Origin of the sequence: Desulfobacula sp. (assembly GCF_030145145.1) — a bacterium.
Taxonomy (GTDB): domain Bacteria; phylum Desulfobacterota; class Desulfobacteria; order Desulfobacterales; family Desulfobacteraceae; genus Desulfobacula.
Genome location: NZ_JAQYWD010000020.1, coordinates 54629 through 78845, shown reverse-complemented (window position 1 = coordinate 78845; position 24217 = coordinate 54629). Strand labels below are relative to the sequence as shown.

21 protein-coding genes are annotated in these 24217 nt (G+C 44.6%); 14 read left to right on the top strand and 7 right to left on the bottom strand.

Going from position 1 to position 24217, the window contains the following annotated elements; all coding sequences use genetic code 11:
* Window positions 1-5: 5 nt before the first annotated feature.
* From Q1Q15_RS12935 to Q1Q15_RS12925, 3 genes are all read right to left on the bottom strand, one after another.
* On the bottom strand, window positions 6-1640 hold the full coding sequence (locus tag Q1Q15_RS12935) for a sensor histidine kinase (RefSeq protein WP_300460503.1): 1635 nt from the start codon (window positions 1638-1640) through the stop codon (window positions 6-8).
* 95 nt (window positions 1641-1735) lie between these two features.
* Window positions 1736-2056, bottom strand: a complete 321-nt coding sequence (locus Q1Q15_RS12930; protein ID WP_300460501.1) for a hypothetical protein — start codon at window positions 2054-2056, stop codon at window positions 1736-1738.
* Window positions 2057-2125: 69 nt separating this feature from the next.
* Window positions 2126-2779, bottom strand: a complete 654-nt coding sequence (locus tag Q1Q15_RS12925; RefSeq protein ID WP_300460499.1) for a S24 family peptidase — start codon at window positions 2777-2779, stop codon at window positions 2126-2128.
* 193 nt (window positions 2780-2972) lie between these two features.
* On the opposite strand from Q1Q15_RS12925, the gene Q1Q15_RS12920 reads away from it, so the two are divergent.
* Window positions 2973-3632 carry an MBL fold metallo-hydrolase gene (locus tag Q1Q15_RS12920; protein ID WP_300460497.1) on the top strand — a complete coding sequence of 220 codons (660 nt, stop codon included), beginning with the start codon at window positions 2973-2975 and terminating at the stop codon, window positions 3630-3632.
* On the opposite strand, the gene Q1Q15_RS12915 is transcribed toward Q1Q15_RS12920, so the two are convergent.
* Genes Q1Q15_RS12915 through Q1Q15_RS12905 form a run of 3 tightly spaced genes read right to left on the bottom strand, consistent with a single transcriptional unit; the run spans window position 3599 to window position 7924 of the window.
* Window positions 3599-5560 carry a transglutaminase-like domain-containing protein gene (locus Q1Q15_RS12915; RefSeq protein WP_300460495.1) on the bottom strand — a complete coding sequence of 654 codons (1962 nt, stop codon included), beginning with the start codon at window positions 5558-5560 and terminating at the stop codon, window positions 3599-3601. The genes Q1Q15_RS12920 and Q1Q15_RS12915 overlap by 34 nt on opposite strands.
* Window positions 5561-5610: 50 nt before the next feature.
* Complete coding sequence (locus Q1Q15_RS12910; RefSeq protein WP_300460493.1) at window positions 5611-6966, bottom strand: DUF58 domain-containing protein; 1356 nt, start codon at window positions 6964-6966, stop codon at window positions 5611-5613.
* 7 nt (window positions 6967-6973) lie between these two features.
* Window positions 6974-7924, bottom strand: a complete 951-nt coding sequence (locus Q1Q15_RS12905) for a MoxR family ATPase (protein ID WP_300460491.1) — start codon at window positions 7922-7924, stop codon at window positions 6974-6976.
* A 301-nt stretch (window positions 7925-8225) separates the two neighbouring features.
* Here Q1Q15_RS12905 and fdnG point away from each other — a divergent pair, with 301 nt between their 5' ends.
* The 13 genes from fdnG (at window position 8226) to Q1Q15_RS12840 (ending at window position 21869) form a co-directional block, all read left to right on the top strand.
* Window positions 8226-11318, top strand: coding sequence for a formate dehydrogenase-N subunit alpha (gene fdnG, locus Q1Q15_RS12900; RefSeq protein ID WP_300460489.1), 3093 nt, complete (start codon window positions 8226-8228; stop codon window positions 11316-11318).
* Window positions 11319-11334: 16 nt separating this feature from the next.
* Window positions 11335-12048 (top strand): 4Fe-4S dicluster domain-containing protein, encoded by a 714-nt coding sequence (locus Q1Q15_RS12895; RefSeq protein WP_300460486.1) that lies wholly within the window; start codon window positions 11335-11337, stop codon window positions 12046-12048.
* Between the two features lie 74 nt (window positions 12049-12122).
* Window positions 12123-13001: a formate dehydrogenase accessory protein FdhE gene (locus tag Q1Q15_RS12890; RefSeq protein ID WP_300460483.1), complete on the top strand. Its 879-nt coding sequence runs from the start codon at window positions 12123-12125 to the stop codon at window positions 12999-13001.
* Window positions 12982-13590, top strand: a complete 609-nt coding sequence (locus Q1Q15_RS12885) for a redoxin domain-containing protein (RefSeq protein ID WP_300460481.1) — start codon at window positions 12982-12984, stop codon at window positions 13588-13590. The genes Q1Q15_RS12890 and Q1Q15_RS12885 overlap by 20 nt, the downstream gene beginning before the upstream one ends.
* Window positions 13583-14179 carry a peroxiredoxin gene (locus Q1Q15_RS12880; protein ID WP_300460479.1) on the top strand — a complete coding sequence of 199 codons (597 nt, stop codon included), beginning with the start codon at window positions 13583-13585 and terminating at the stop codon, window positions 14177-14179. The genes Q1Q15_RS12885 and Q1Q15_RS12880 overlap by 8 nt, the downstream gene beginning before the upstream one ends.
* A 225-nt stretch (window positions 14180-14404) precedes the next feature.
* Window positions 14405-14908 (top strand): cupin domain-containing protein, encoded by a 504-nt coding sequence (locus Q1Q15_RS12875; RefSeq protein ID WP_300460477.1) that lies wholly within the window; start codon window positions 14405-14407, stop codon window positions 14906-14908.
* A 177-nt stretch (window positions 14909-15085) separates the two neighbouring features.
* Complete coding sequence (locus tag Q1Q15_RS12870; protein WP_300460475.1) at window positions 15086-15361, top strand: hypothetical protein; 276 nt, start codon at window positions 15086-15088, stop codon at window positions 15359-15361.
* A gap of 11 nt (window positions 15362-15372) precedes the next feature.
* Complete coding sequence (locus Q1Q15_RS12865) at window positions 15373-15723, top strand: hypothetical protein (protein ID WP_300460472.1); 351 nt, start codon at window positions 15373-15375, stop codon at window positions 15721-15723.
* Window positions 15716-17275 carry a peptidoglycan-binding domain-containing protein gene (locus Q1Q15_RS12860; RefSeq protein WP_300460470.1) on the top strand — a complete coding sequence of 520 codons (1560 nt, stop codon included), beginning with the start codon at window positions 15716-15718 and terminating at the stop codon, window positions 17273-17275. Before Q1Q15_RS12865 ends, Q1Q15_RS12860 begins: the two co-directional genes overlap by 8 nt.
* Window positions 17276-17459: 184 nt before the next feature.
* Window positions 17460-17891 (top strand): hypothetical protein, encoded by a 432-nt coding sequence (locus tag Q1Q15_RS12855; RefSeq protein WP_300460468.1) that lies wholly within the window; start codon window positions 17460-17462, stop codon window positions 17889-17891.
* 408 nt (window positions 17892-18299) lie between these two features.
* On the top strand, window positions 18300-19898 hold the full coding sequence (locus tag Q1Q15_RS12850; RefSeq protein ID WP_300460465.1) for a CoA-transferase: 1599 nt from the start codon (window positions 18300-18302) through the stop codon (window positions 19896-19898).
* 213 nt (window positions 19899-20111) lie between these two features.
* The gene (locus Q1Q15_RS12845) at window positions 20112-21056 is read left to right on the top strand and encodes a LysR family transcriptional regulator (RefSeq protein WP_300460462.1); all 945 of its coding nucleotides are present in this window, start codon (window positions 20112-20114) and stop codon (window positions 21054-21056) included.
* Window positions 21057-21419: 363 nt separating this feature from the next.
* A complete protein-coding gene (locus tag Q1Q15_RS12840) occupies window positions 21420-21869 on the top strand; it encodes a DUF1499 domain-containing protein (protein WP_300460460.1) in 450 nt (149 codons plus the stop codon).
* A 77-nt stretch (window positions 21870-21946) separates the two neighbouring features.
* Here Q1Q15_RS12840 and Q1Q15_RS12835 read toward each other — a convergent pair whose 3' ends face one another.
* Entirely contained in the window at window positions 21947-24208 is a 2262-nt protein-coding gene (locus tag Q1Q15_RS12835; RefSeq protein WP_300460457.1) for a peptidase U32 family protein, read from the bottom strand.
* Window positions 24209-24217: the final 9 nt, after the last annotated feature.

The window sequence follows — 24217 nt, the reverse complement described above, 5'->3', positions numbered from 1 at the left end:
CCTGATCACAATTCTTTACGTTCTAACGGCAGTTCAATCATAAACCGTGCACCCCCGCTCTTCGGTGTATGGTATTTTAATGATCCCCCATGATCTAAAATAATCCGGTGACAAATGCTCAATCCAATGCCGGAACTATTGGTTTTTGTGGTATAAAAGGGGTCAAATATTTTTGATTGCATGGATACGGGAATCCCCGGGCCCGTGTCCCTGACACTGACCACCACATGATTGTCTCTTGTAAAGGTCTTCAAGACGATTCGTTTTTCATTGGGAACGTCTTTCATTGCTTCCGCAGCATTGGTGATCAGGTTTAATATGACCTGCTCTATCAAATGGGGTTCTGCAAAACATTTTGGGATATTCGGATCCAGATATTTTTCAAACCGGATCCCGTTTTTCCTTAACGTAACCGATGTCAATTTTGTCACTTCGTCAATATATGTATTCAAATTGGTCATGATAAATTGCGGCTGGCTGGGTTTTGAAAAATCCATTACCCGTTTGATAATGGATTCAATTTTATAGGACGCCAGCTCGATTTTATCAATAATCGATACCACTTTTGTGATATCCCCCATTTGATTGTATATTTTTTTCAGGGCTTTGAGATAAATATAGATGCCGGATAACGGATTTCGTATTTCATGGGCAATCCCGGCAGTGACCCGTCCAAGGGAGGTCATTTTGTCTTGAATCCTTAAAAAGTTCTCCACTTCTTTGGAATCCGTGATGTCCATGATATTGGTCAGTATGGATTCCACCCCCAGGTAATCGATTTTTGTCGCACTGACCAATGCCCACCGGATTTCAGGAGTTGCCGTATCCTTACTGGACAGACAGTATCGGAAATCGGTTTCAATCCGCTGAATTTTATTGGACAGCAATTCGGCATATGCTTGTTTTATCCGGGAACGATCATCCGAATACACCCCTGAAAATCGGGGCGGTTCAAACACCTCGCCCATGAGGCCGTGAACTTTTCTAACCCCATTATTTTGATATACAATTTTATGATCCTGGATAATAGAGATACAGTTCAAGGAATTTTCTATCAGGGTTTTAAAACGAATCTGGCTTTGTTTAAGATCTTGTTCTGCAAATTTTCTTTTTTCTTCCAAATCAAGTCGATACAGACCCAATGCAATATCATCTGAAATTTCTTTTACAATATTCTTTTCAACTTCATCCGAGGCAAGTTCCTTGGGTATGGACACCACCATGAATCCATAGTTCTTCGCTTCATATGTCAGCCGGACAGCCAGGGCACCCCTGTGGGAATAATTTTTCGACAAAAGACAGTCCCTACATTCTTGAACCGGATCATTGGCCGAAAAAACCACTTCTGAAAAAAGCGTATGTTCGATACACCGGGTAAATTGATTCTTTTTTATGTTTTTCTTAAGAATTTCAAACTGGGATTCCATGCCGGAATCTGCAATGAGATCAATGGTTTTGTCAGGGTTGAACAGGCCGATCCAGGCATTATAATATCCTCTTTTTTCAACCAGGGTGCGGCAGATCCCATTAATCAATTTTTCCCTGTTTTTTTCACTGATCAAAAGTCTTCCAACATCCCTGATGGTTCTCAAAATAAGGTTGAGACGTTCAATTTTCTTAGTTTTTAAGTCTTTCTCCACAAAAAATCCTTACAGGCCAAACAATATTAACATAGTCCCCCTTTGATTATTTGTTTTTTACCTTAATGACAAGGAAAAACCACATTTTTTTTTCATTAAAAAAATACCGGCTTGGTCTGAGAAAAATTTTTCTCACATGGGATAGGCAGGTTGCAATTTATCTTCTGTGATACCCTGGCAGTGACCTTCAATTCCTTATAAACATTGGCATCTGCCCTGGTGCCGGAAGTATGATGAGACGGTTGAAGGCACTTCCCCAGTAAAAGGGTCGCTCCCAGAAACAAGAACAGGCCCATCCCATTAAGCCAAGGCATATAAGGGCTGTCACTGCCGGAAATAAGCAACCCTGCAATCCAGACGGTTCCTGTCACCCCAGTGACACATTTTTCATACACTGTTCGTTTAATCTGTTGCATTTTATACGCTCCTTTTTTTAAAAAAATCACTTACTGTTGAAAAAAGTAAACACACCCATCAAAAAAAATCTATCGATATTCCCGGCAACTCCAGATAACCTTACCGATAATCCTTATTTTATCTGCCTCTTCTCTTTCCAGGTAGATGGGGGCATAGTCTTTGTTGTCACTGCAAAGAACCAGTTTATTGGGATGTTTTTCCAGTCGTTTGACCAGGATCGTATCTTCCACACCCACAGCATAGATCGCTCCGGCAAGGATATTCTTTTGAGATTGATCAATCAGGACCGTATCTCCTTCCCTGATAACCGGTTCCATACTCTGCCCGAAAACTTCCATGGCCACCATGGTGTTGGCCGACCCCTTGGCTGCCAGCCACTTTGTCTGAAAGGACAGGTAATCCTTTACACGTTCATCACACTCAAACGAGCCGGTACCCGCTGACAGCCGTGCCGCCACTCTTGGAATATATTTAAATTCGACATCATCATCTGAATGGGTCCGGAGAAACACATTACCGATGCCGGTTTCAATCCATTGGGGGTTGAAACCAAAGTTCCGATACAGCTTGACAATCCATTTGTCCGGCAATTTATTCTTGTTTCTTGCATGCGTAATTCCAGACCGGTCAATGCCAAGTTCCTTTGCAAGATCGGATTGAGAACTGATACCCGTCGCATCAAGAATTCGCTTTATTAAGGCATCTATTTTATTTTCAGCCATATTACCCTTTCAATTGTCCATTTACACCCGATCTTTTTCCTTTTTTCCACACATGATGAAAAATTGCAACATTTATTTATTTTTTTTTGGGGAGCCGCCTTACCCCTTCCAAGGATTGCCAAACCCTTTCATTTAATTTAAACTATTCCACACTTAAAAAACCTGGCATTGACCTGAAAATAAAAAGGATACCATGCAAAGCAACCCTCTGTTCATTCAACGACTGAATGTCGGTCCCTATGAAGTCAACACGTATATCGTTGCCTGCCCCGAAACACTGGAGGGCATTATTATTGATCCCGGGGGAGAGGATGAAAAGGTCCATCGCGTCATAGAGGACCATCACATCCATCCCAGATACCTCATCAACACCCATGGCCACCGTGACCATGTGCAGTCCAATGTCGCCATATCCACCCACTATGACATACCCGTGTGCATGCATGTGGATGATAAAACCTTTTTCCAGGACCGGGCGGCATCCCAGGCGCCTGAAACCCGGAAGACATATGACATTGATATCGCCCTTCATCACGATGATGTTCTTACCGTGGGAACCCTCAAGGTAAAGGTGATCCATACGCCGGGACATACACCCGGCTCTGTCTGCCTGCATATCAACAACTGCCTTTTTTCCGGGGACACCCTTTTTGTGGAAAGTGCGGGCCGGGCAGATTTGCCGGGCGGAAATTTTCATACCCTGATCCGTTCCATTCATCAGAGACTGGTTCCCCTGCCCCCGGATACCATTGTTTATCCCGGGCATGATTATGGCCCCACGCCGGTTTCAACCATTGGGCGGGAAATAAAAGAAAATATCTATATTACGGATTTTATATCCCCGTCCACTTGAGCCAGGGGCAGGTCTTGGATTACTGTTTTTAACAGGCGGTTCAGGCAGGATTCAAATTTTTTTTTCTCCTGTTTGTTGAGCCCGTGTTTGCTGAACCGATGCCGGTTTAAAAGCAACAAAACCGGCTGAAGATGATCCATGATGTCCCTGCTGCCAAAATAGGGATCAATCCGCCCAAACCAGGCTGAATAGGTTTCATGGGGATACCGGGGAAACCCTTTTTGTGACAGCAGGGTTTCTACCGGAAAAAAAGAGAGGTCACCAGGGCGCTGCTTTTTATTTTCCCCAGGCGTACCCGGCATCCTGGCGCGCTTGATTCGGTTCGTTTTTCTCAGCCGGAAAAACAATATCCCTGCCAGGGGAACAATCAACCAGACCCCATACTGATTCATCAGCTTTTCCCCGGTTTCATGTCTCAATTGCGATAATTTAAACCCCAAAAAAGAAAATAGGTCTGTGACCCGGGAGACAGCTATATTTTGGCTGTCAATCTTTATAAACGATGGGGGTGTGGTATCAAAATTTTTCCATTGGCCATCAACATAGACCTTTACCCAGGCATGGGCATCTCTTTTCCTTACCACCAATTGGTTTTCCAGCCGGGAATATTCGTGGGCCATGTATCCTGTAGCATACCGGGCCGGTATATTGACCTGGCGAAGAAGGAGTGCGGTTGCCGTGGCAAAAAACTCACAATGCCCTGCCTTTGTATGGCGTAAAAAATTCAACAGCGGGGTTTGTGCCTCTCCTTTTCCTTTTAAATCCAGAGAATAGGTATAGTGCGTTAAAAAATACTGCTTGATACAGGTTAAGATCTCCTCGTCCGATTTATTCTCAAGGGACAGTTCTGCTGCGATGGCTGCCAAAGCGTTTTTTTCTTTTTTGGGGATCAGAAAATCATGGTCATCCGGGGGGGCATCATAGGTCAGTTGACCCGTATACGAGACAACCCCCTTGATCAGGGAGGGCCCGCCCGCTATTCGGATGACCTGGAGTTCATTTTTTTCACACTGGCCAACCTTCATTTCAGATATGGAGATGACCCCGAAAGGCAGACTTAAAACGATTGTTTTCTGACCCTGGCGAAAATAGATCGTCATTTTTTTTGTCTCGTTTACCGGGGGATGTATCTGCCACAGGCTGGGGAAATCTTCTGAGGGCACAATGGATTCAAACCGGGACCGGATAAACCAGTTTGAAAGGATAAATTTATTATAGGTTGCCGTATGGAGCAGAAAGGTTTCACCGGGCATAACCGCGTCACTCCATGCCCGTAACATAATTTTGTCCGATAATTTAAATTTTCCGATTTCACCCAAAGCAGTATGGGTCTTAAACGGATTGGTCGTATAATAATCGGCATAATACTGTATCATCCATCGGTTGATCGTCCAAGCGGCCATGCGAAGGCTTTTTTGCACACCATAGCCGGAAATAAGGATACCCAGAATGCAGCCTGCCCATACCCAGCAAGAGAATCGTTTTGATCTGACCTGCCACAGTGCCCAGGTAAAGAACAAAGAGACCGCACTATAAAACACAAGTCCTTCCGGCTTTGCCGTTCCCGCAGAAAAAAGGCAAAAAAGGCTGTAAATATAAGACACATCAATTGTTTTGGGCTCATAAAAAAGGTCTTCCACCTTTTTTCGACCCCCAAGAAAAAAGGACCGAAGATCTATTTTACCGGTTGTACTGAATTGCTGGACGGCCATTATCGGGAAAAAAATCAGGGGAAGCCATTTTAAAAGTATGGATAAGGCTTTCTGGTTTTCAATGGTTAAGGCCATCACAATGGTCCCGGCTAAAAGAATAATACTGATATCCACAAATTTATTCACATCAGAAGGGGTAAGCTCAAATTTGACCTTCACCAAACGGGCAGATTCCAGTATGACAGCAACGATCAGGGCAAACCAAAGGGTCTTCATTTGCCCCCCCCAAAACAAAAGGATCGCACCTAAAAAAAAGGGTGGCGCTTTCATTCAGCCCCCAGTGTTTCCTGGATCTGACCGATTTCCACAACCGTTATCCGGTCGGTGGCGGTCAGTTCCTGAACCATTTTTTGTTCCATTTTAAGTTTATCCACTGCCACCACAATGATAAACGCCTTTACCCGGAATTGTTTGAACATCTGATAAATTTTTTTATGACCGGCATCCCACCCTAAAAAAACACAAATGGAACAGGAAATTTTTTTTATACTGGCCTGTAAGGCCGGCACCAGTTCAAAAATGGTTTTATCCTCACACGGTTCCACACATGCCATGAGTTCCAGCATTTTCCCGGAATGGGCAAGCCCCCTGCCCGATGAAAAAGAATAACTCAGGTTGCCCACAAACATCAAATCAAGAATGGATTCATGGATCTGCAATGAAGCGATATAGGAAGATGCAATGCTGACAGCCGCTTCAAAAATTCGCTCATTGCCCGGGGGTGAAAAGGTGTCCAGAATTAACGCATGCCTTACAAAATATTCATCTTCAAATTCCTTGATCACAAGTTCATTGGTTTTGGCAAAGGTTCTCCAGTGAATATTGCGCAGGGGATCACCCGGACGATACTGACGTAAAGACATGAATTCGTCAGAATCTCCAATGGAAGAGGCCAGGCGGATTCCACCGGGATGATAGTGTCTGGTTGACAAAAGGTCCGGGGGGGCAAGCAGATAACGCTTTGGCAGCACCAGAACGGTTTGGGCTTTTTTAATCTGAAACAACCGGCAGAACAGCCCCATGACATCCGGCCGGGCAAAGGTAACGCCTGAGAAATGAACATATCCCCGATATCTGGGAATGAAACCAGCGGTTACCCGGGTGGTTCCACCGGCCGGCAGATCCGGCAGTGAAACCTGACGGAACCGGGCTTTTTGGTTCTTTTGTAACAGCCACAACCATCTGTAATATAACGTGTTCTTGTCCCAGGCATTTCTGAGATGCTCAAAGGGTTCTCGTTTAGACAACAATGTTTCAAAATCCGGCCTCGGGTCCTGGATATCTTCATAAAGTATCAGTCCCTTTTGGGGCTTTGATGATAAATTTGTGATGTCGATTTCATAGGTTACCGGGTCACCGCATGTCGCATAATCCGGCAGTATCCGATGAATTCTGACCTTTAATCGAAATGGCACCACACTTCCCAGAAGAGAAACTGCCATGACGGAAACCCCGGCTGCCATGATCTGGTACAGGGACGTCTTAAAAATATTCACCCCGAAGATGCCGGCCAAAACACTGATGGCCACCAGGGTCACACCCGGGGGCGTAACATGCCGTTTACGCCATCGGGTGAAGACATACCCCCTTTTGTAGGCGGCATATAAGAATCGTGCCAGCATAAAGGGCCTATACCGGCACGGGTATGGACGTTAAAATATCTTCCACCAGAAACCGGGCGGTCACCCCGGAAAACCGTAACTGGGAATCCAGCACCAACCGGTGGGCAATAACACTGACGGCAATCTCCTGTATGTGGTCCGGGGTTACAAAGGCCTGGTTATCAAAAAGCGCCAGGGCAGACGCGGTCCGCATTAACGTGATGGATGCCCGGGGACTCGCACCCAGCAGAACCCCCGGCGCTTCCCGGGTGGCGGTGACAAGGTCAACCATGTATTCCTTTAATTCCCGGGAAATAAACACCTGATTGACCATGTGGCGAAGTCTTGAAACCTCTTCCAGACTTACACATGGGGTGAGGGTCTGAATCGGATGGGTTTGTCGTTGTTCGGTTAATACCGCCACTTCATCCTCCCTGGCGATATATCCCAGTTGAAGCTGCATGGCGAACCGATCCATCTGGGCTTCGGGAAGCGGATACGTCCCCCGGGATTCAATGGGGTTCTGGGTGGCAATGACAAAAAACAGCCCGGCCAGGTTTAACTGGTTTCCATCAATACTCACCTGTCCTTCTGCCATGGATTCCAGCAAGGCAGACTGGGTTCTCGGCGAAGCCCGGTTGATTTCATCCGCCAGGAGAATATGGGTAAACACCGGTCCTTTATGAAGTGTGAATACCTTTTGAGACGGATCAAAAACCGACACCCCCAGAATATCGGATGGCAGCAGGTCCGGCGTAAACTGGATTCGTTTAAAATCGGCATCAATACTTTTTGCCAGGGCCTTGGCAAGCGTTGTTTTTCCGGTGCCGGGGTTATCCTCTAACAGGATATGCCCGCCACTGGCAAATCCTGCCAGGATATATCGTATACAGGCTTTCTGACCTTTAATAACCGTTTCAATGTTGACGGATAATCGGTTGAAAATGTCATGGGCCCAGCGGATGTTTGATTCTTCCATATGCGTTTCCTTTGAACAAAACAATGCACCACGTCCGTTTAAATTATCATTTTTCAATGGCTTCCACAACATCACCAAAAAGTAATTTACAGGGGATGAAAGGGCTTGTAACCTTTTTGTAACCCCCTTGTGGTATTGAGTTTAAGAAATTAAAGAGGATTCATTGGGTTTTGTGAAAAGTACTCTTTTTTTAATCGCCTTTCACGGGCACTCCTTTTTAAAAATCGAGTGGTTTTTAAAGTCTGATGAAATAACAACAACTCATTTTAATCTTACTCATTCGCCAAGGAGGGGTTTTTCGATGGAACTCAACAGAAGAGACTTTATCAAAATTTCAGGTGCCACGGCTGCCGGTGTTGCCGTTAGCGGTTTGGGATTTGACCTGTCACAGGTCAAATCCCATGCCAGCATGCTGAAAACCCAGTATGCCAAGGAAACCACGACCATCTGCTGCTATTGTGCAGTGGGATGTGGTGCCATTGTCCATACCAGCAAACGGGGGGACGGCAGGGTCATCAACATTGAAGGAGACCCTGACCACGTCATTAACCGGGGTTCCCTGTGTTCCAAAGGGTCTGCACTCAAACAACTCACGGAAAATGAAAACCGTCTGACCGAACCCATGTACAGGGCACCTTACTCGGACAAATGGCAGACGGTTTCCTGGGACTGGGCCCTTGAAAAGATTACCGACCGAGTCAAAAAAACCCGGGATATGACCTTTGAAAAAACCAATGCAAAGGGCCAGACCGTCAACCGGACCACCCGTATTGCCTCTTTGGGATCCGCTGCCATGGACAATGAGGAATGCTGGATCTATCAGAGCTTGATGCGATCTCTGGGGCTGGTCTATATCGAACATCAGGCCAGGATCTGACATAGTGCAACGGTAGCGGCTCTGGCAGAGTCGTTTGGACGCGGCGCAATGACAAACCACTGGATCGATATTAAAAACAGCGACTGTATTCTCATCATGGGCAGCAATGCCGCTGAAAACCACCCCATCTCCTTTAAGTATGTTACCCAGGCCATGGACAAAGGGGCAAAACTGATCAATGTAGACCCGAGATTCACACGGACCTCTTCAAAGGCCGATATCTACACCGCTTTAAGATCCGGAACCGATATTGCCTTTCTGGGCGGCATGATTAAATACATTTTAGACAATGACCTTTACAATAAAGAATATACGGCAGCCTACACCAATGCACCGTTTATCGTGGGAAAATCATATGGATTTGAAGACGGTCTCTTTTCCGGTTATCAGAAAAACGAAGAAGGGCCATCCTTGGGAAGTTATGACAAATCCAAATGGGCCTTTGAAATGGATGACAAAGGGGTTCCCAAAATGGACAGGACCCTGACCCACGAACAATGTGTGTTCCAGCTCCTGAAGACCCATTACAAGCGGTATGATCTGGATACGGTTTCCAAGGTGACCGGAACCCCGAAAGAAGATCTGTTGACCGTCTACAAAACCTATGCCGCAACCGGAAAACGCGACAAAGCCGGTACCATCATGTATGCCATGGGATGGACCCAGCATACGGTGGGGACCCAGAATATTCGTACCATGGCCATGATCCAGCTGCTGCTGGGCAACATGGGAATGGCCGGCGGCGGTGTAAACGCACTCAGGGGGGAATCCAATGTTCAGGGGTCTACGGACCATTGTCTGTTATGGCATATCTGGCCGGGTTACCTTAAAACCCCCCGGGCGTCCAATGACAGCCTTGACGCATACAATGCCAAATGGACCCCCAAAACCAATGATCCCTTGTCTGCCAACTGGTGGAGCAATTATCCCAAATATTCTGTGAGCCTTCTTAAATCTTTCTTTGGCGAGGCCGCCACTCCATCCAACCAGTTTGGATACAATTGGCTGCCCAAAGTGGATGACAACGGCGTATATTCCTGGTTTGATCTGTTTGATGCCATGTATAAGGAGGAGATCAAGGGCTTTTTCGCCTGGGGACAGAACCCGGCCTGTTCCGGATCAAATGCCTCAAAAATCAGGAAAGCCATGGAAAATCTGGACTGGATGGTCAACGTCAACCTCTTTGACAATGAGACCGGTTCTTTCTGGAAAGGACCCGGTACGGATGCCTCAAAGATCAAAACCGAAGTTTTCATGCTTCCGGCAGCTGTTTCTGTTGAAAAAGAAGGCAGTATCACCAATTCCGGCCGCTGGATGCAATGGCGCTATCAAGGGCCCAAGCCCCTGGGTGACAGCCGCCCTGACGGAGACATCATCATGGAACTGGGTCATCGCATCAAAGAGGCCTACAAGACTTCCAGCGGTGTCTTTAAAGAGCCCATTGTTAATTTAAAATGGGATTATGACACCAATGGCGTTTATGATCCCCATAAAGCGGCCAAAGAAATTAACGGGTATTTCACACGAGACATTACCATCAAAGACAAACTCTACAAAAAAGGCACCCTGGTCCCCAGCTTTGCCTTTCTCCAGGCGGACGGATCTACCTCTTCAGGCAACTGGCTCTATTGTAACTCCTATACGGAAAAAGGCAACATGGCTGCCAGAAGAAGCCAGAAGGATGCTGCCAACAACATCGGTCTCTACCCGGAATTTGCATGGTGCTGGCCGGTCAACCGAAGAATCATCTACAACAGGGCATCGGTGGATCCCAAAGGCCGTCCCTGGGATGAGAAAGACTGGGTCATCAAATTTGCCGGTAAGGAAGTCGGCGGCAAATATGTTTCCAATAAATGGCTGGGAGATGTGCCGGATGGTGGATGGTATCCCCTCGAAAATCCGGACGGGTCCAAACGAGCAGATGCAAAACAGCCCTTTATCATGCAGAAACACGGGCATGGGCAAATCTTTGGCCCCGGAAGGGCTGATGGTCCTTTCCCGGAACATTATGAACCCCTTGAATGTCCAGTGGAAAAGAACTATTTCAGTTCCCGGATGATCAGCCCCACGGCAGCAGTGTACAGTACAAAGGCAGATTCCCATGCCACCTGTGACCCACGATTCCCGTTTGTGGGGACCACTTATCGTGTTTCAGAGCATTGGCAGACAGGCCTCATGACCCGACCCCAGGAATGGCTCATGGAACTGCAACCCAATATGTTTGTGGAAATGAGCGAAGAACTGGCCAAACTCCGGGGAATTAAAAATGGTGAGCGGGTAAATGTTTCCAGTGCCAGGGCAAGTGTTGAGTGCACCGCCATGGTCACCAAACGATTTAAACCCTTTACCATTGGATATTCCACCGTACACCAGGTGGGCATTCCCTGGCATTATGGCTGGCGCTGGCCTTCCACCGGAACAGAAGAGAGTGCCAACCTTCTGACACCACCGGCCGGAGACCCCAATACCCGGATTCCGGAAACCAAGGCCTTCATGGTCAATGTAACAAAGCTTTAAGGGAGGTGATGACGACATGTCTAAATCAATATTTATCGATACCAGTATCTGTACGGCCTGTAGAGCATGCCAGGTTGCCTGCAAGCAATGGCATGACCTGCCTGCGGAAACGACGAAAAACATGGGAAGCTTTCAAAATCCCCCGGATCTTTCTTTTTCCACCTACAAGCTTGTCCGGATGACTGAAGAAATGATTAACGGCCGACTTGAGTGGTTGTTTTTCCCGGATCAGTGTCGGCATTGTGTGGATGCGCCCTGTCTTGAAACCGCATTTGACGAGACAGCCATCTATCGCGATCCTGCCACCGGTGCAATTTTATATACCCGGAACACCAAACAGCTTGACGCTGATGAGATCATTGGATCATGCCCCTATAACATTCCCAGGAAAGCTGCAGACGGCACCCTTGGGAAATGTGATATGTGCAATGACCGGGTTCGCAACGGCCTGAAACCCGCCTGTGTCACTGCCTGCCCCACCGGTGCAATGACATTCGGTGACCGGGATGAGATACTGGCCTCTGCAAACAAACGCCTTGAAAAAGTCAGACAAAAATTTCCAAAAGCCATGCTGTTGGACCCGAATGAGGTGAATGTGATCTATCTGGTCGCGTTTGACCCGAAACTTTATTCGGAATATGCCGTGGCCAGTGCGGACAGGGGCGGTTTGAGCCGTGGTGTGGCCCTTCGTAAAATGATGGGACCTTTTGCCAAATTGTTGAAGGTATAAGCGGTTAAGATCATCTATTTGCCCGGGAGACCTTTAAGACGGATCTCCCGGGCCTTTTCCCCAAGGATACGGACATGATAACCCTAGAACAATTGAAACAGTCTTCTGACCGGATTAAAAAAATCAGACCCACTTATGAACCTATTCTTGATTTCTATGACAAGGTTTTTCTTGCCCAGGAACAAAGCCGGCAGGACATTGTATTGTCCCCTATCGTGATTGAACCGGATCTGCTCCGGATAAAACAAAAAAACAACCTGCCTTTAATTGATCCATCCGAATTTTTAATTGACGTAACAGCAGCCGGTCGATTATTTGATACGATCTGCGATCTGGCGATTAAATTTGCACCGAAACTGTCATCCAGCGCCCGTTGCCTTAAAACAGCCACATCTTCATCATCGTTTGATCTGGAAGCGCTTTTTTCAGCGATCCGTGATAACCAGGACGCAGTCCTGCAGGATCTGGCCAAACGCTTGAATGTGCCTGAAAACGACCTTGTCTTTTTGGGGTATACCAGTATTGCCCCGAGTATCCAGGTTTGCTCAGAACAGCTTACCCCCTATCTGACCGGTATGCCGGAGCTGGGAAAAGGATACTGCCCCATCTGCGGCCATCATCCGGATATGGCATTTCTGGATTCAGAAGGCAAACGCCATTTAAAATGCTGTTTTTGCGCCCATGAATGGGCAACAAAACGGATAGGATGTGCCTTTTGTGGGAACAATGACCCGGAACTGCAGCATTATTTTTTCACGGATGAAGAAAAAGAATACCGGGTAAACCTGTGCGACCATTGCCATCATTATATAAAAGTCGTTGATTTGAGACAAATGGACCGCGCATTTTATCCAAGACTTGAACAGATAACAACCCTTCACCTTGACATAAAAGCCAGGGAAAAAGGATATATTGATTCAGGAGCACTGACCAATGAGGATTCTATTGAATGACTTTTTGTTAAAAAAACGATTGCACCCCCTGGTGCTTATCTGTTTTCTGTTCTTTGGGAACCTTTGTCTTCCCGGGCAGGGGGGGTGCACGGACAAGGAGAAACCGCTTGATTTCACCCTTTCTGCCCCGAAAAATGCGGACCACAAAACCTATTTGGGGCTGACCAGGGATGACCGGTTTTCCCTGGGACAGATCAAAGCCGAGATCGTGATCATTGAAATTTTTTCCATGTATTGTCCCGTCTGCCAGCGTGAGGCAGCCAACGTGAACACCTTGTTTGATCTGATTCAAAACAACCGTTCGCTAAGGGAAAAAGTCAAGTTGATCGGTATCGGTGCCGGCAATTCCGATTTTGAAGTTGATTTTTTCAAAGAAAAATATACCATTAAATTCCCTCTTTTCAGTGACACTGACTTCTCCATCCATAAAAAAATCGGGGAGGTTCGAACCCCCCATTTTTTTGGTTTGGCCCTAAAGGGAGATTGTGAATATACGATTTTTTATTCTCAATCCGGAGAGGTCTCTGATCCTGAAAAATTTCTTGAAACACTTTTAAAAGACTCCGGGTTAAAAAACAGCCATGAATGATATCCGTATAATTATAGCAGGTATCCTTATTTTTTTGATCGGATTTAGTGAATCCGCCATTGCCGGGTCTGCAGTCTATGGAAACAGACTCTATAACCCGGGACAATTAAAACCCGTGGACAGCCGGTTAACCGTAAAAATCGGTGAAAAAGCCCCTGATTTTACCCTGCCCTCCCTCTCGGGCAAACCGGTTCGATTGAGCAGTTTCCTTGGAGAAAAGAACGTCATGCTGACCTTTATTCCTGCTGCCTGGACCCCGGTCTGCTCGGATCAATGGCCAGGATATAACATTGCAAAAGGCTTGTTCGACCAATATGACACCAGCCTGATTGGTATCAGTGTTGACAACCTGCCCACCCTTTTTGCCTGGACCCGGGAAATGGGCGGACTCTGGTTTGATGTTTTGTCGGACTTCTGGCCCCATGGATCGGTCAGCAGCACCTATGGTGTCTTAAGAACCGATGGCGTGTCTGAGCGGGCCATTTTTCTGATTGATAAAAAAGGGATCCTCCGGTTTATTCATGTAGGGGATATCAACCTTCGCCCTGATCTGGGAATGATTGTGAATGAATTAAAAAAACTAAATTGATCGTATCTTTTTGCACCATCGGAACAAGTAATCTGAACGATATCCCACCGAAATTAACATCACCCGCTGATGATTGCCACAGCCTTACACTGATAAACGGATGATTGATAAACCGCTTTTAGTTAGAAAATCATAACATACAAATAGGGAAACCCAGGCGCTCCAGCTGACCGCAAAAGGATTCGCTAATTGAGTTAAACGTTCTGTTAAAAAAAGGACAAATAAATGCCGTTGATACACAAAATTTCTGAAATAGAATTTAAAAAAAATAAATCACCAATTCCTGATTTTTCTTGGGAAGCGAGTCGGCCATTAGGCGAAATATCCAAATCAAAGTATTTGCATTTTGATATAAAATCGTTATTGCCTGGTAAGTTTTCTTACCCTTATCACTTTCATCGAAATGCCGAAGAACTTTTTGTGATTTTAGAAGGGACAGGCACCTTACGTTCTCCTGAAGGCTATCAGACAATATCAAAAGGAGACATTATTTTTTTTGAAGAAGGGTCTTCTGGTGCACATCAACTTTACAATCACAGCGATGACAAACTACGCTACATAGATCTGTGTACAAAAGCGAATATTGATGTGTGTGAATATCCTGATTCAGAAAAAATTAATATCCTGCCTGCAATGGACATTTTTCAAAAAGGATCAAAAGTGCCCTATTATACTGGAGAGAAAAATGTTAAGAATCAGTGGCCAAAAGAACGGTTAAAAAAGAAATAAACTGTTAACAATTCGCCTGAGTGGATCGGTTGCTGCTGAGGGACTCACAACAGTGTCGGCATAAATCTTTCGACCACTCAGCTTTGTGTTAACTTGGTTCGACAAGGATAAACAAAAATACAACCTTGATTAATCGCCTTGATCGCGGCTGATAAATTTTTTTGGAGTATATATCCCATGAATTTTAAACAAGCTGTCATTGCCCTGCTTGATAAAGAGAAGCAGGCCCGGAAGATGAATGGGTTTGATCTCAAGGTTTATAGGGGCAGAATTCACCCGGGCCGCATCCGCCTTTTTGCTTCCGACATTTTAGCCCAGGCCATTTCAAAAGTCCCTGATCAGATCCATTTAGATCAAACCATCCATTTCAATGGCGTTTGCTTTTTAGACGCGTCTCGCACCGTATTGTCAGTCATTCGTGAAAAAATTCAAATATTCACCCCCAAAAAATAAAGGAGAAAATGATGAGTGCATTTAAAACTGCGTTTGAAAAAATCGGAAAAGCAGCAGAGGACATGGCCTCGCTGGAGGTGGTCTCTTATAAGGGGCGGATAACGGTGACAGCGGATAAGGCACACCCCATTAATTTTGCCACCATAATAAAAGGGGCCGCCGCTGATGCAGAATTCAGGATTACCGCCTGCACAAAAAGTGAACTGGATGGGGATACCCAGGTCTTCTACGATAAAGAGATCTCCCAGGAAGAAATGGATGCCCACAATGGTTTGGTGGAAGCGGCAAGGAGTAATCGTCAGGCCATGGTAGACCTGTTTAAGGAAGGGATCAAAACTGCCGTGGGAAAGATCAGTGGCTGATCCCACGGCCATATTCGACGACTTGGGGTCAGCCCTGGACCAGACGTCACAAAAAGGATACCTGCCGGATCCCGGTCTGAAAATTGAGCAGACACAGGATTTTAATCTGGCCAGTTCAAAAGCCTATATTATCGCATTGGTCTCCCGGCTTATTGATCTGGGATATCTTCGGGATACAACTAAAAACCGGTCTAAATCAAAAATGGACCCCTACGTTAGAAATGCACTGGGTCATTTTCAAACAGATGCGGGGTTGAAGCGGGATAAATGGGCAGGACCGTTGACCTGGAATTGTCTCCAGCAACTGGTCAGTTTTGAGGAGGAACAGAACCCCGGCGCCTGGCAGGTTCTCATGCCAACAAACCCAATGGGATTTGGCAGCCCCGCTTTGCTGCGCGCCGTATATCTGCGGCTCTATGTTCTAGGCTTTTTTAGCTGGTCGGAAAAACTAATGCATAACACTGATATTTCAATTCATACCAACCCTCACTTCAAACAGGCGCTGGATAAGTTTCTTGAGATGGCCTGGCAATTGGGATTAACAAAGGAACGCCTTGATCCAGAAATTTCTCTTGAAACGATGGGACCTTTATTTTCTCAGGATGACCTCATCAAAGGCATTGCAACCCATCCTGAAATTGTAAATGCTGCTGAGAGCAAGCCGTTTATCGAGGCAATTGCCAGAATAGAACTCTGGCTGGTGGGATTTGATGTAAATGTCGGGAATCCTCTGGTCAGACTGAAAAAACGCCAAAGCAATGATAAAAAACAGAGAAGTCTTGGTCTGTCGCGGGCGCTGGAAGAATTCTGGATGCAGCAGCCCGAGAAACAAAGACCCAAGGCCGCGGGGCGAAAGAAAATAACACCTTCCTTTTTTACCCGGCTTATTATGCTTGAAAACGGGGTTGATGCTAAGCCGGAATCGGTCGATCCGAATATTGTAGACCAGGTCTGTTCATTTTCGATCCGCCAGAAACAGGATTTAATGGCAAAGATTAAAGAGGTGGCCACCAGTATCTGGGATGGGATAAAAAGGGTTACCCGCTGGATTTTTCAAGGCATCAAAAAACTGTTTTCAAAAGTGACCTCTACTTTAAAAAATTTAGCCCGGTATATTTCCCGACGGGCCAGCATTCATTTCCAACTTGTAAGAAAAGCGTTTGAAATTGTTCACAGAGGCGTTGTTTTTTTCCGGCAGCAGATATTCCCTGCGTCAAGGCCTGAACACATGCTGATATTTCATGACAAGGATTTTGACATGAAGGCCATCGCCAATTCCAGGGGAGACCCCACAAGAACCCGCAGGGTTCTCAGGCAACTAAGGTTGGAATCCAGATGTTTTAAAGCTGCCTGCAGAATTTTGGGTCATTTGACCGCTATTTTCAAGGGCGTTGTGATCCGGCTGGCCGCCGGTACTGCTGGATGGTTCAGTATCCTTTTGGCGTTGACGCGCCTGGGACGCCGGATTGCTGACATTACAAAGGAAGTTAAAGCGGTGCTGGCGTTTGAGGTGGAACTGGCCCAATCTCCTTTTTCAAACCCAGTCAGCTGATCTGTCGATAGGATAATTCCCGATGAAATGAGCAAATTCAAATTTATAATTCTGTACAATTGGCAATGTTGCAGTTATAAATTACCTTTTTTGTTCAACGCAATTGTTTTGAGACTGATTTCCGGGACTGGACCCTCAAGTCTGGAGATTTCAGCTACACATTCACTCTGATGAAAGGTCTATTATGAATATCTGGACAATTGTTAAAAATAGATACAGGCTTTCTACAAAAATTCAAATGAATTTTGAACTAAGCTTCCCCAAGTATCTTATCGGTAAATGCAGGTTTTCTACCGCTAATGCCTATCAAATTAGAACGCAAAAAGTATCCCCTTCCCTAAAAGGGGTTGTTTTTTCCGATACAATACCATTAAACTGGTTTACTTCCTCAGCATTAATACCTTGGGCTAAAGTGCTGGAAATTGTTTTTTCAGATACAACACATTCAATTAATAGTATTTTAAGCACACCGTTGTTATCCAAATCAAATAAACCACCCATCGATTTCGAATACTGCCAACTACGACTCAATGACCCGCAAAAAATGACAATTGATTTACCTTGGTCAAAAGAGTTTACTGATTATGTAAAAACGAATAAACTATTTGATATTTAACGAACAAGGATAGATCACTTTGTCCTATAACGTTGATTTTGATGCTGAAACCGTTGAAATAGCCCAAAAAATCGCATACAAATGGTGTACATTTCACAAAATGTCAGATACTTAGCCTGGCCCGACCCCATAATCCACCCCATAATAACCCATAATCAATATAATCCATAATAAACCTGCGGCATATTTTTTCGGTATAACCTGCTTCGCAAAATAGTATTTCCTGTCTCCGAAAAAATTGACTATTGTCCATTGGGTTCAATTCATTTTTGTTTTATACGGGGACGACTTAAATTGGGGGTCACAAATCATGATGCACTACGATTGCAATGCCGCCAGGCCTGAGCCGGCGGGTATGCCTCGGCCCTCAGGTAAAGAATCAATTTTAGACCATTGGAGTACTAAACCATGAAAAAATTACATTCGCTGGATCAAGCCGTTGATTTAATCAAAAACAATGACACCGTTAATATTATGGCCTCTGGTGGTGGTTACATGGAAGCTGATTTCCTATACCGCGGTATTGAAAAAAGGTTTTTAGAAACGGGGAAGCCCAATAATTTAACGTTGATGCATGTTACGGGTGTGGGTAGTGGAGATGAGAGCGGGGTTGGGTGTTTCGCCCACAAAGGCCTGGTGAAAAGAGTCGTCGGGGGGCATTGGTTATGGTCTAAACGAATGGCAAAGTTAGCCGTTGATGAGGAGATCGAAGCGTATAATCTACCACAGGGGATACTCACACTGCTGATTCGTGAAATTGCAGCGGGCCGGCCCGGTGTCTTAACAACGGTGGGGATGAATACCTTTATTGATCCCAAAAATGAAGGCGGCCGTTTTAATAAAAGCGCAGTTCAATCCCTTGTTGATCGGGTTAATTTCCAAGGGGAAGAAATGTTAATTTATAAAACGTTTCCCATAAATGTGTCGATTATCAGAGGGACCACTGCTGATGAGGATGGTAACATTTCAACAGAACTCGAAGGGCTTGATTTGGATATTTTATCATCTGCCCAGGCGGCTTATAACAGTGGGGGGATTGTCATCGCTCAAGTCAAGCGGCTGGCAAAAAAGGGGACATTGAATCCTCGTATGGTCAGAGTTCCAGGATTTATGGTAACCGCTGTGGTACAGGATGAAAAACAATGGCAAACAAGTTACGAGGAACATAATTTCAGTGTGTGCGGCCTTAACAATACCCCGATGAATTCTATTCCACCGCTTGAATTTGGAGTGAGAAAAATAGTCGCCAGGCGGGCTTCATTTGAACTAAAGAAGAATGCGGTTGTCAATTTAGGAATCGGTATCGCCGATGGTGTGGCCAATATTGCTGCTGAAGAGGACATTATCAATGACTTTACATTTAGTATTGAAATGGGAGTCAGCGGGGGGGTTCCCACAAAAGGGGTCCTTTTTGGAGCAGCATGGAATCCTGAATGTATTCACAGCATGTCTTCGCAATTCGATTTTTATCATGGCGGTGGTTTGGATATTTCATGTTTAGGCATGGGAGAAATGGATCAGTCCGGTAATGTGAATGTCAGTCGATTGAACAATAAGATACCTGGCAGCGGTGGATTTATTGATATCTCACAAACCGCAAAAAAAGTTGTCTTCTGCGGCCCTTTTACCAACAAAGGACTTGAAGTTGAAATTAAAGATAGCAGGTTAAAAATCCTGAAAGAGGGTCAGCAAAAAAAATTCGTCAGTAAAGTCGGTCAAATTTCCTTTAGTGGAGAATATGCAACCCAAAAGGGTCAAACAGTTATGTATGTTACTGAACGAGCGGTTTTTGAGTTGAGAGACGGAAAAGTTGTTCTGACTGAAATCGCTCCGGGTATAGATCTCGAAAAAGACATTTTGAATCAAATGGAATTTGAACCCGTGCTGGCGGATGAGTTGACCGTAATGAATCCGGCCATTTTTAATCCTGCCAGAATGATTGATACAAATGATTCGATATTTAAATATTTTGCTAACAATGAACAGAAGATGAAACTGGTATCTTAAAGGTGTGATGTTCAATAACTCAACTGGTACTCTTTCGGGGTTGGCCATTAAGGGACTCGAAAGAGTCAATCAGACATACCATTTGTCTTGATCAATTATACCTATTTGGTATACACTTGTCTCTGTCTGGAATATCAGGATAACTTCCGGCAAGCACACTGCGGTATATTGTTTCGATATACCTGCGGAAACAAGCGATCAGAGGCATCGGCATTGAACTTCAATAAACTGCTGTACTTCAAAACCATTGTGGAACAGGGACAGATCAGTCGCGCAGCACGGGTTCTGCACATGTCTCAACCCCCACTGAGCCAGCGGCTCAAAGAGTTGGAGGAGGACCTTGGTGTCACTCTCATCGAGCGCACAGGAACCAACTGGAGCGTGACAACGGAAGGTAAGGTGCTTTACCAAAGGGCTCTGCACATTCTCGACCTGGTAAACGATATCCCTGAAGAGATTCACGCGTCTAAACAAGAAGTCGAGGGGATGGTCACCATCGGCTGTACAACGCTCGCCCTATCTTTGTTAGAACAGTTCATCCCCGAACTCAACCGCAACTATCCCAACATCTCCATCCGGTTGATTGTGGAAGACAGCGCCGCCCTGATGATAAAGCTTCTGGAGCATGCATTTGATTTCTGCATCATGGCAGGTTCTTCGGAAGATGAGCGACTTACCTGTCTTCCTCTTCCCGCTTTCCGCCCCTGTCTGGTTGTTCCACGGTCCATTGCTACGGATTCGATCACCAGGGCGGTGCAGGAAAACAAACCACTGGAAATAGAGGCGCTCCACGAGCAACCGTTGATTATCTTGCGAAAACATGGCGGCGGAGGCTTACACAAACAAGTTTTAGAACTCTTTCGGTCCCACAAGATCGCCCCGCACATCATCATGGATAGCCCCAGCAGTAAAACCATGCTCGCTTTGCTTGAAAGCGGGCTCCAGGCCATGGCCCTCGTGCCGGACAGCGAAGTGCCCGACCGCATCCGTGAGTCATGCCTTGTCTGCAGCCTGCCGAAAGATTTTTCCATGACGCAACGCTTTGCAGCGCAGGTCGAAAAACGGTATTTTTCACGAGCCGCCAGAACGGCCTGGGATGCATTAAAGACACATGTCTTTCCTGACGGTGCTGCCGACGAAACGGAATCGTCCAGATGAAGGTCACCGCAATCCAGGTTTCTACAAATCACGGTCATTACGCACTATTTCCGCGTGCATTACCCGTAATGGTTTTGTGCGGAGCCCGAAAGACAATGAAACCCTTATGAATATTAAAAATATCTGGGCAATTGTTAAAAAATGCTGGAAATTGTTTTTTCAGATACAACACCTTCAATTAATGGTGTCGTAAACACACCGTTGTTATCCAAATCAAATAAACAACCCGTTAATTTTGAATACTGCCAACTACGACTCAATGATCCCCAAGAAATGACAATTGATTTACCTTGATCAAAAGAGTTTACTGATTATGTAAAAAAGAATAAACTATTTTAGTTATAAACAATGGACGAAAGCGCAATGAAAAAAAAATGTATAGTTGGTATCTTAAGCTTAATACTGTTAATGGGGTGCGCAGGGACTATGCCTGATCTGGGTATACATAACGGCAAACTGACACCATGCCCGAAAACACCAAACTGTGTGAACAGTCAGGCGGTTGGTGAAAAACAGTATATTCAATCTATCCACTACACAGGGACACAACAGGAGGCGCGATCTCTTCTTTTGCAGGTACTTGAGTCCGAAAATCGAACAAAAATCCTGACGGCCCAGGAAAATTATATTAGAGCAGCGTTCAAGTCAGCTTTTTTTCGATTTGTTGATGACGTGGAGTTTTATTTCCCGGACGAGCAAGCCGGCGAGACGGTCATTCATATTCGATCCGCTTCCCGTGTCGGATATTCCGACCTTGGCGCCAACCGAAAACGAATTGAGCGGATTCGAAACAAATTTCAATCGGCCAGATAAAGCGGGTGACACCGATTATTGGGTTCGGTTTTTTTCATGAGATATTGAGAAGCAAAAAACCATCCTCCCCTGAATTTTTAGAGTCCTTTTTTATATTGACTGTTCGTTGAGGGATAAATATTTTGTTTAAGTTCCTTTTTTGAATCGGGATTTCCATTCAGAAGATTTTCAAAAAGTTGTACCGTTCTGGATTTGTCCGTATCAATTTTCGTTTTGGTTCTTATATCCCTTAAATCAATGAAAAAACCGGAAAACACATTGGGTAAATCAGTGATGATATCTGTATTCAGGAAATTAATAGTATTATACATACAATGATAGTTCCCTTTTTCTTTATCAATTAAAAAGGAACCCTCTTTTAAATTTGTAATCAAAGCAGATTGATGACACGCTTGGATACAATCATCATCAACGTTGTTTTTTTCGCACCCTATAATCTGATGGAATAAGCATTGCCTGCTGGTTAGAAGCGAAATCGGATGATAGATACTATAGTAGAGCTTGAAATCATCAGGACCAATGATCCGTTTAATTTGATTTTTATTGATTTCATTTGAAATAAATGAGCCGCAACAGTTAAACTTTTCTTTCATACATAAAAGACTAAAGGAATTTGTATTATTAAGATACGGTCCTGCTATCCAGGAGGTTCCGTCTTTATAGGCTCTGTATGCGATGCCGGTATTGTTGGTTACAATAAGTTCCGGTTGCACCTGTTTAAGGAATTCCACTGCCGCGGTATAGTTCTTTCCTATTAAAACAGGCGAGAACCAGGGAATCAATTTCTTATTTTCCAGGAAAAGGTCGATAAGCTCAGAATTTTCATTTTCAAGGCAATCGGGAAGCTTATAATAGATATCTGCTGAAGTTGTATGACACAGGTACAAATCCTTTTGGGAGGATATCAATACCGAAAGAGCGGGTTTGGTTTTCAATCTAATTTGTTTTTTTAAAATAGGGACTTCAATTGGGGCAACCCTGTTTTTAGACCCATTTAAGAGGAATGAAATTCTTTTTTTTATTGAAGTGAGCGCTTGAAAAGGAATAAAAAGATCTTTTTGAAGATTTTCTAATGTTATCTGTTCAATGTAATAGTCTGTATTATTCAAGCACTTAAACCTATTTTCTATGCTGCGATAGTCAAGGGTGTATTTGTCGGCAGTTGTAAGATGACTTTCCGAAAATACAACAAAGGAAGCATCCGGCGTTTTTACAGACACTTTCAAAGGGGTGTTGATTTTTCCAGAGACACCTATTTTCAAAGAGATTTTTGCTATACTCAAATCTTTAATTTTGTTTTTAACACGCGTTATAATTTCTGTTTTTTCATCATAAAGCCGGCCTTTAACTTCTTGCATATTCGCAGCAGCACAGTGGCCGTTTATCTCAAAAAGGTGCTTGGCTGAATTATCCCGGGGATTATCAATAAACATATTTTTATTAATATCTCCCTTTAAATAAGCATTTGAAAAATCCCGGTTAAAAACCGTATATAGATCTCTATTATCTCTATTCAGCCGTCCGTCACGATTATAAAAACCCGAGAGTTGTTTTTTCCAGCAACTCACTACGGTATATACGTAATGAAACTTTTTTATTCGTCCTTCAATCTTCAGGGAGTCAACTCCCGCATCACATAGTGCTTTTAGATCAAAATAGGCTGAGTTATCTTTGAGATTAAGGGGATACTTTTTACCAACAGGCGTGGTTAAGTATTGATCTCTGCAGGGTTGACTGCATCTGCCTCGATTTCCAGAATTACCGCCAAGGATGGAACTGAAATAACAAAGCCCTGAGAAAGCGATACAATAGGACCCATGGACAAATACTTCCGCTAAGATATTATTTTCATGAATAATGGGAATCAACGCTTTTATCTCATCAATATTCAACTCTCTTGACAGATTAACTCTGGTGACAGCAAGTTTCTTTAAAAAGTGTATCTGACCGTTGTTATGGGTGGTGCATTGTGTAGATGAATGTATTTCAAGGTCTTTAAAATATTTAGACAACAAATAAAACAATCCCAAGTCCTGAACAATTATTCCATCAATCCTTGAATTTACAACTTTATTCAGCAGGCCTATGAGAGACGGGATTTCACAATCAAGGATAATGATATTCAGGGTTAGAAAAATTTTGCAATTATGCTTATGGGCAAGTCTTAACAGCCCATTTAAATCATCAAAATTTATATTTGTTGCCCGGTTCCTGGCATTAAATTTATTCAATCCACAATAGACAGCATCCGCTCCTGCCACAATGGCAGCCTTTATAGAATCAATATCTCCACCAGGGGCCAATAGTTCAAATTCGTTTTTCATGGTTAAATAATGCAACCGTCTCCT

What these genes read in the sequence shown, in the direction of transcription:
- Q1Q15_RS12895 (WP_300460486.1), top strand. Translation starts at nt 11,335, where the DNA reads ATGTCTAAATCAATATTTATCGATACCAGTATCTGTACGGCCTGTAGA.
- Q1Q15_RS12910 (WP_300460493.1), bottom strand. Translation starts at nt 6,966, where the DNA reads ATGCTGGCACGATTCTTATATGCCGCCTACAAAAGGGGGTATGTCTTC.
- Q1Q15_RS12905 (WP_300460491.1), bottom strand. Translation starts at nt 7,924, where the DNA reads ATGGAAGAATCAAACATCCGCTGGGCCCATGACATTTTCAACCGATTA.
- Q1Q15_RS12870 (WP_300460475.1), top strand. Translation starts at nt 15,086, where the DNA reads ATGAATTTTAAACAAGCTGTCATTGCCCTGCTTGATAAAGAGAAGCAG.
- Q1Q15_RS12855 (WP_300460468.1), top strand. Translation starts at nt 17,460, where the DNA reads ATGAATATCTGGACAATTGTTAAAAATAGATACAGGCTTTCTACAAAA.
- Q1Q15_RS12925 (WP_300460499.1), bottom strand. Translation starts at nt 2,779, where the DNA reads ATGGCTGAAAATAAAATAGATGCCTTAATAAAGCGAATTCTTGATGCG.
- Q1Q15_RS12890 (WP_300460483.1), top strand. Translation starts at nt 12,123, where the DNA reads ATGATAACCCTAGAACAATTGAAACAGTCTTCTGACCGGATTAAAAAA.
- Q1Q15_RS12880 (WP_300460479.1), top strand. Translation starts at nt 13,583, where the DNA reads ATGAATGATATCCGTATAATTATAGCAGGTATCCTTATTTTTTTGATC.
- Q1Q15_RS12865 (WP_300460472.1), top strand. Translation starts at nt 15,373, where the DNA reads ATGAGTGCATTTAAAACTGCGTTTGAAAAAATCGGAAAAGCAGCAGAG.
- Q1Q15_RS12920 (WP_300460497.1), top strand. Translation starts at nt 2,973, where the DNA reads ATGCAAAGCAACCCTCTGTTCATTCAACGACTGAATGTCGGTCCCTAT.
- Q1Q15_RS12850 (WP_300460465.1), top strand. Translation starts at nt 18,300, where the DNA reads ATGAAAAAATTACATTCGCTGGATCAAGCCGTTGATTTAATCAAAAAC.
- Q1Q15_RS12875 (WP_300460477.1), top strand. Translation starts at nt 14,405, where the DNA reads ATGCCGTTGATACACAAAATTTCTGAAATAGAATTTAAAAAAAATAAA.
- Q1Q15_RS12885 (WP_300460481.1), top strand. Translation starts at nt 12,982, where the DNA reads ATGAGGATTCTATTGAATGACTTTTTGTTAAAAAAACGATTGCACCCC.
- Q1Q15_RS12840 (WP_300460460.1), top strand. Translation starts at nt 21,420, where the DNA reads ATGAAAAAAAAATGTATAGTTGGTATCTTAAGCTTAATACTGTTAATG.
- Q1Q15_RS12930 (WP_300460501.1), bottom strand. Translation starts at nt 2,056, where the DNA reads ATGCAACAGATTAAACGAACAGTGTATGAAAAATGTGTCACTGGGGTG.
- Q1Q15_RS12915 (WP_300460495.1), bottom strand. Translation starts at nt 5,560, where the DNA reads ATGAAGACCCTTTGGTTTGCCCTGATCGTTGCTGTCATACTGGAATCT.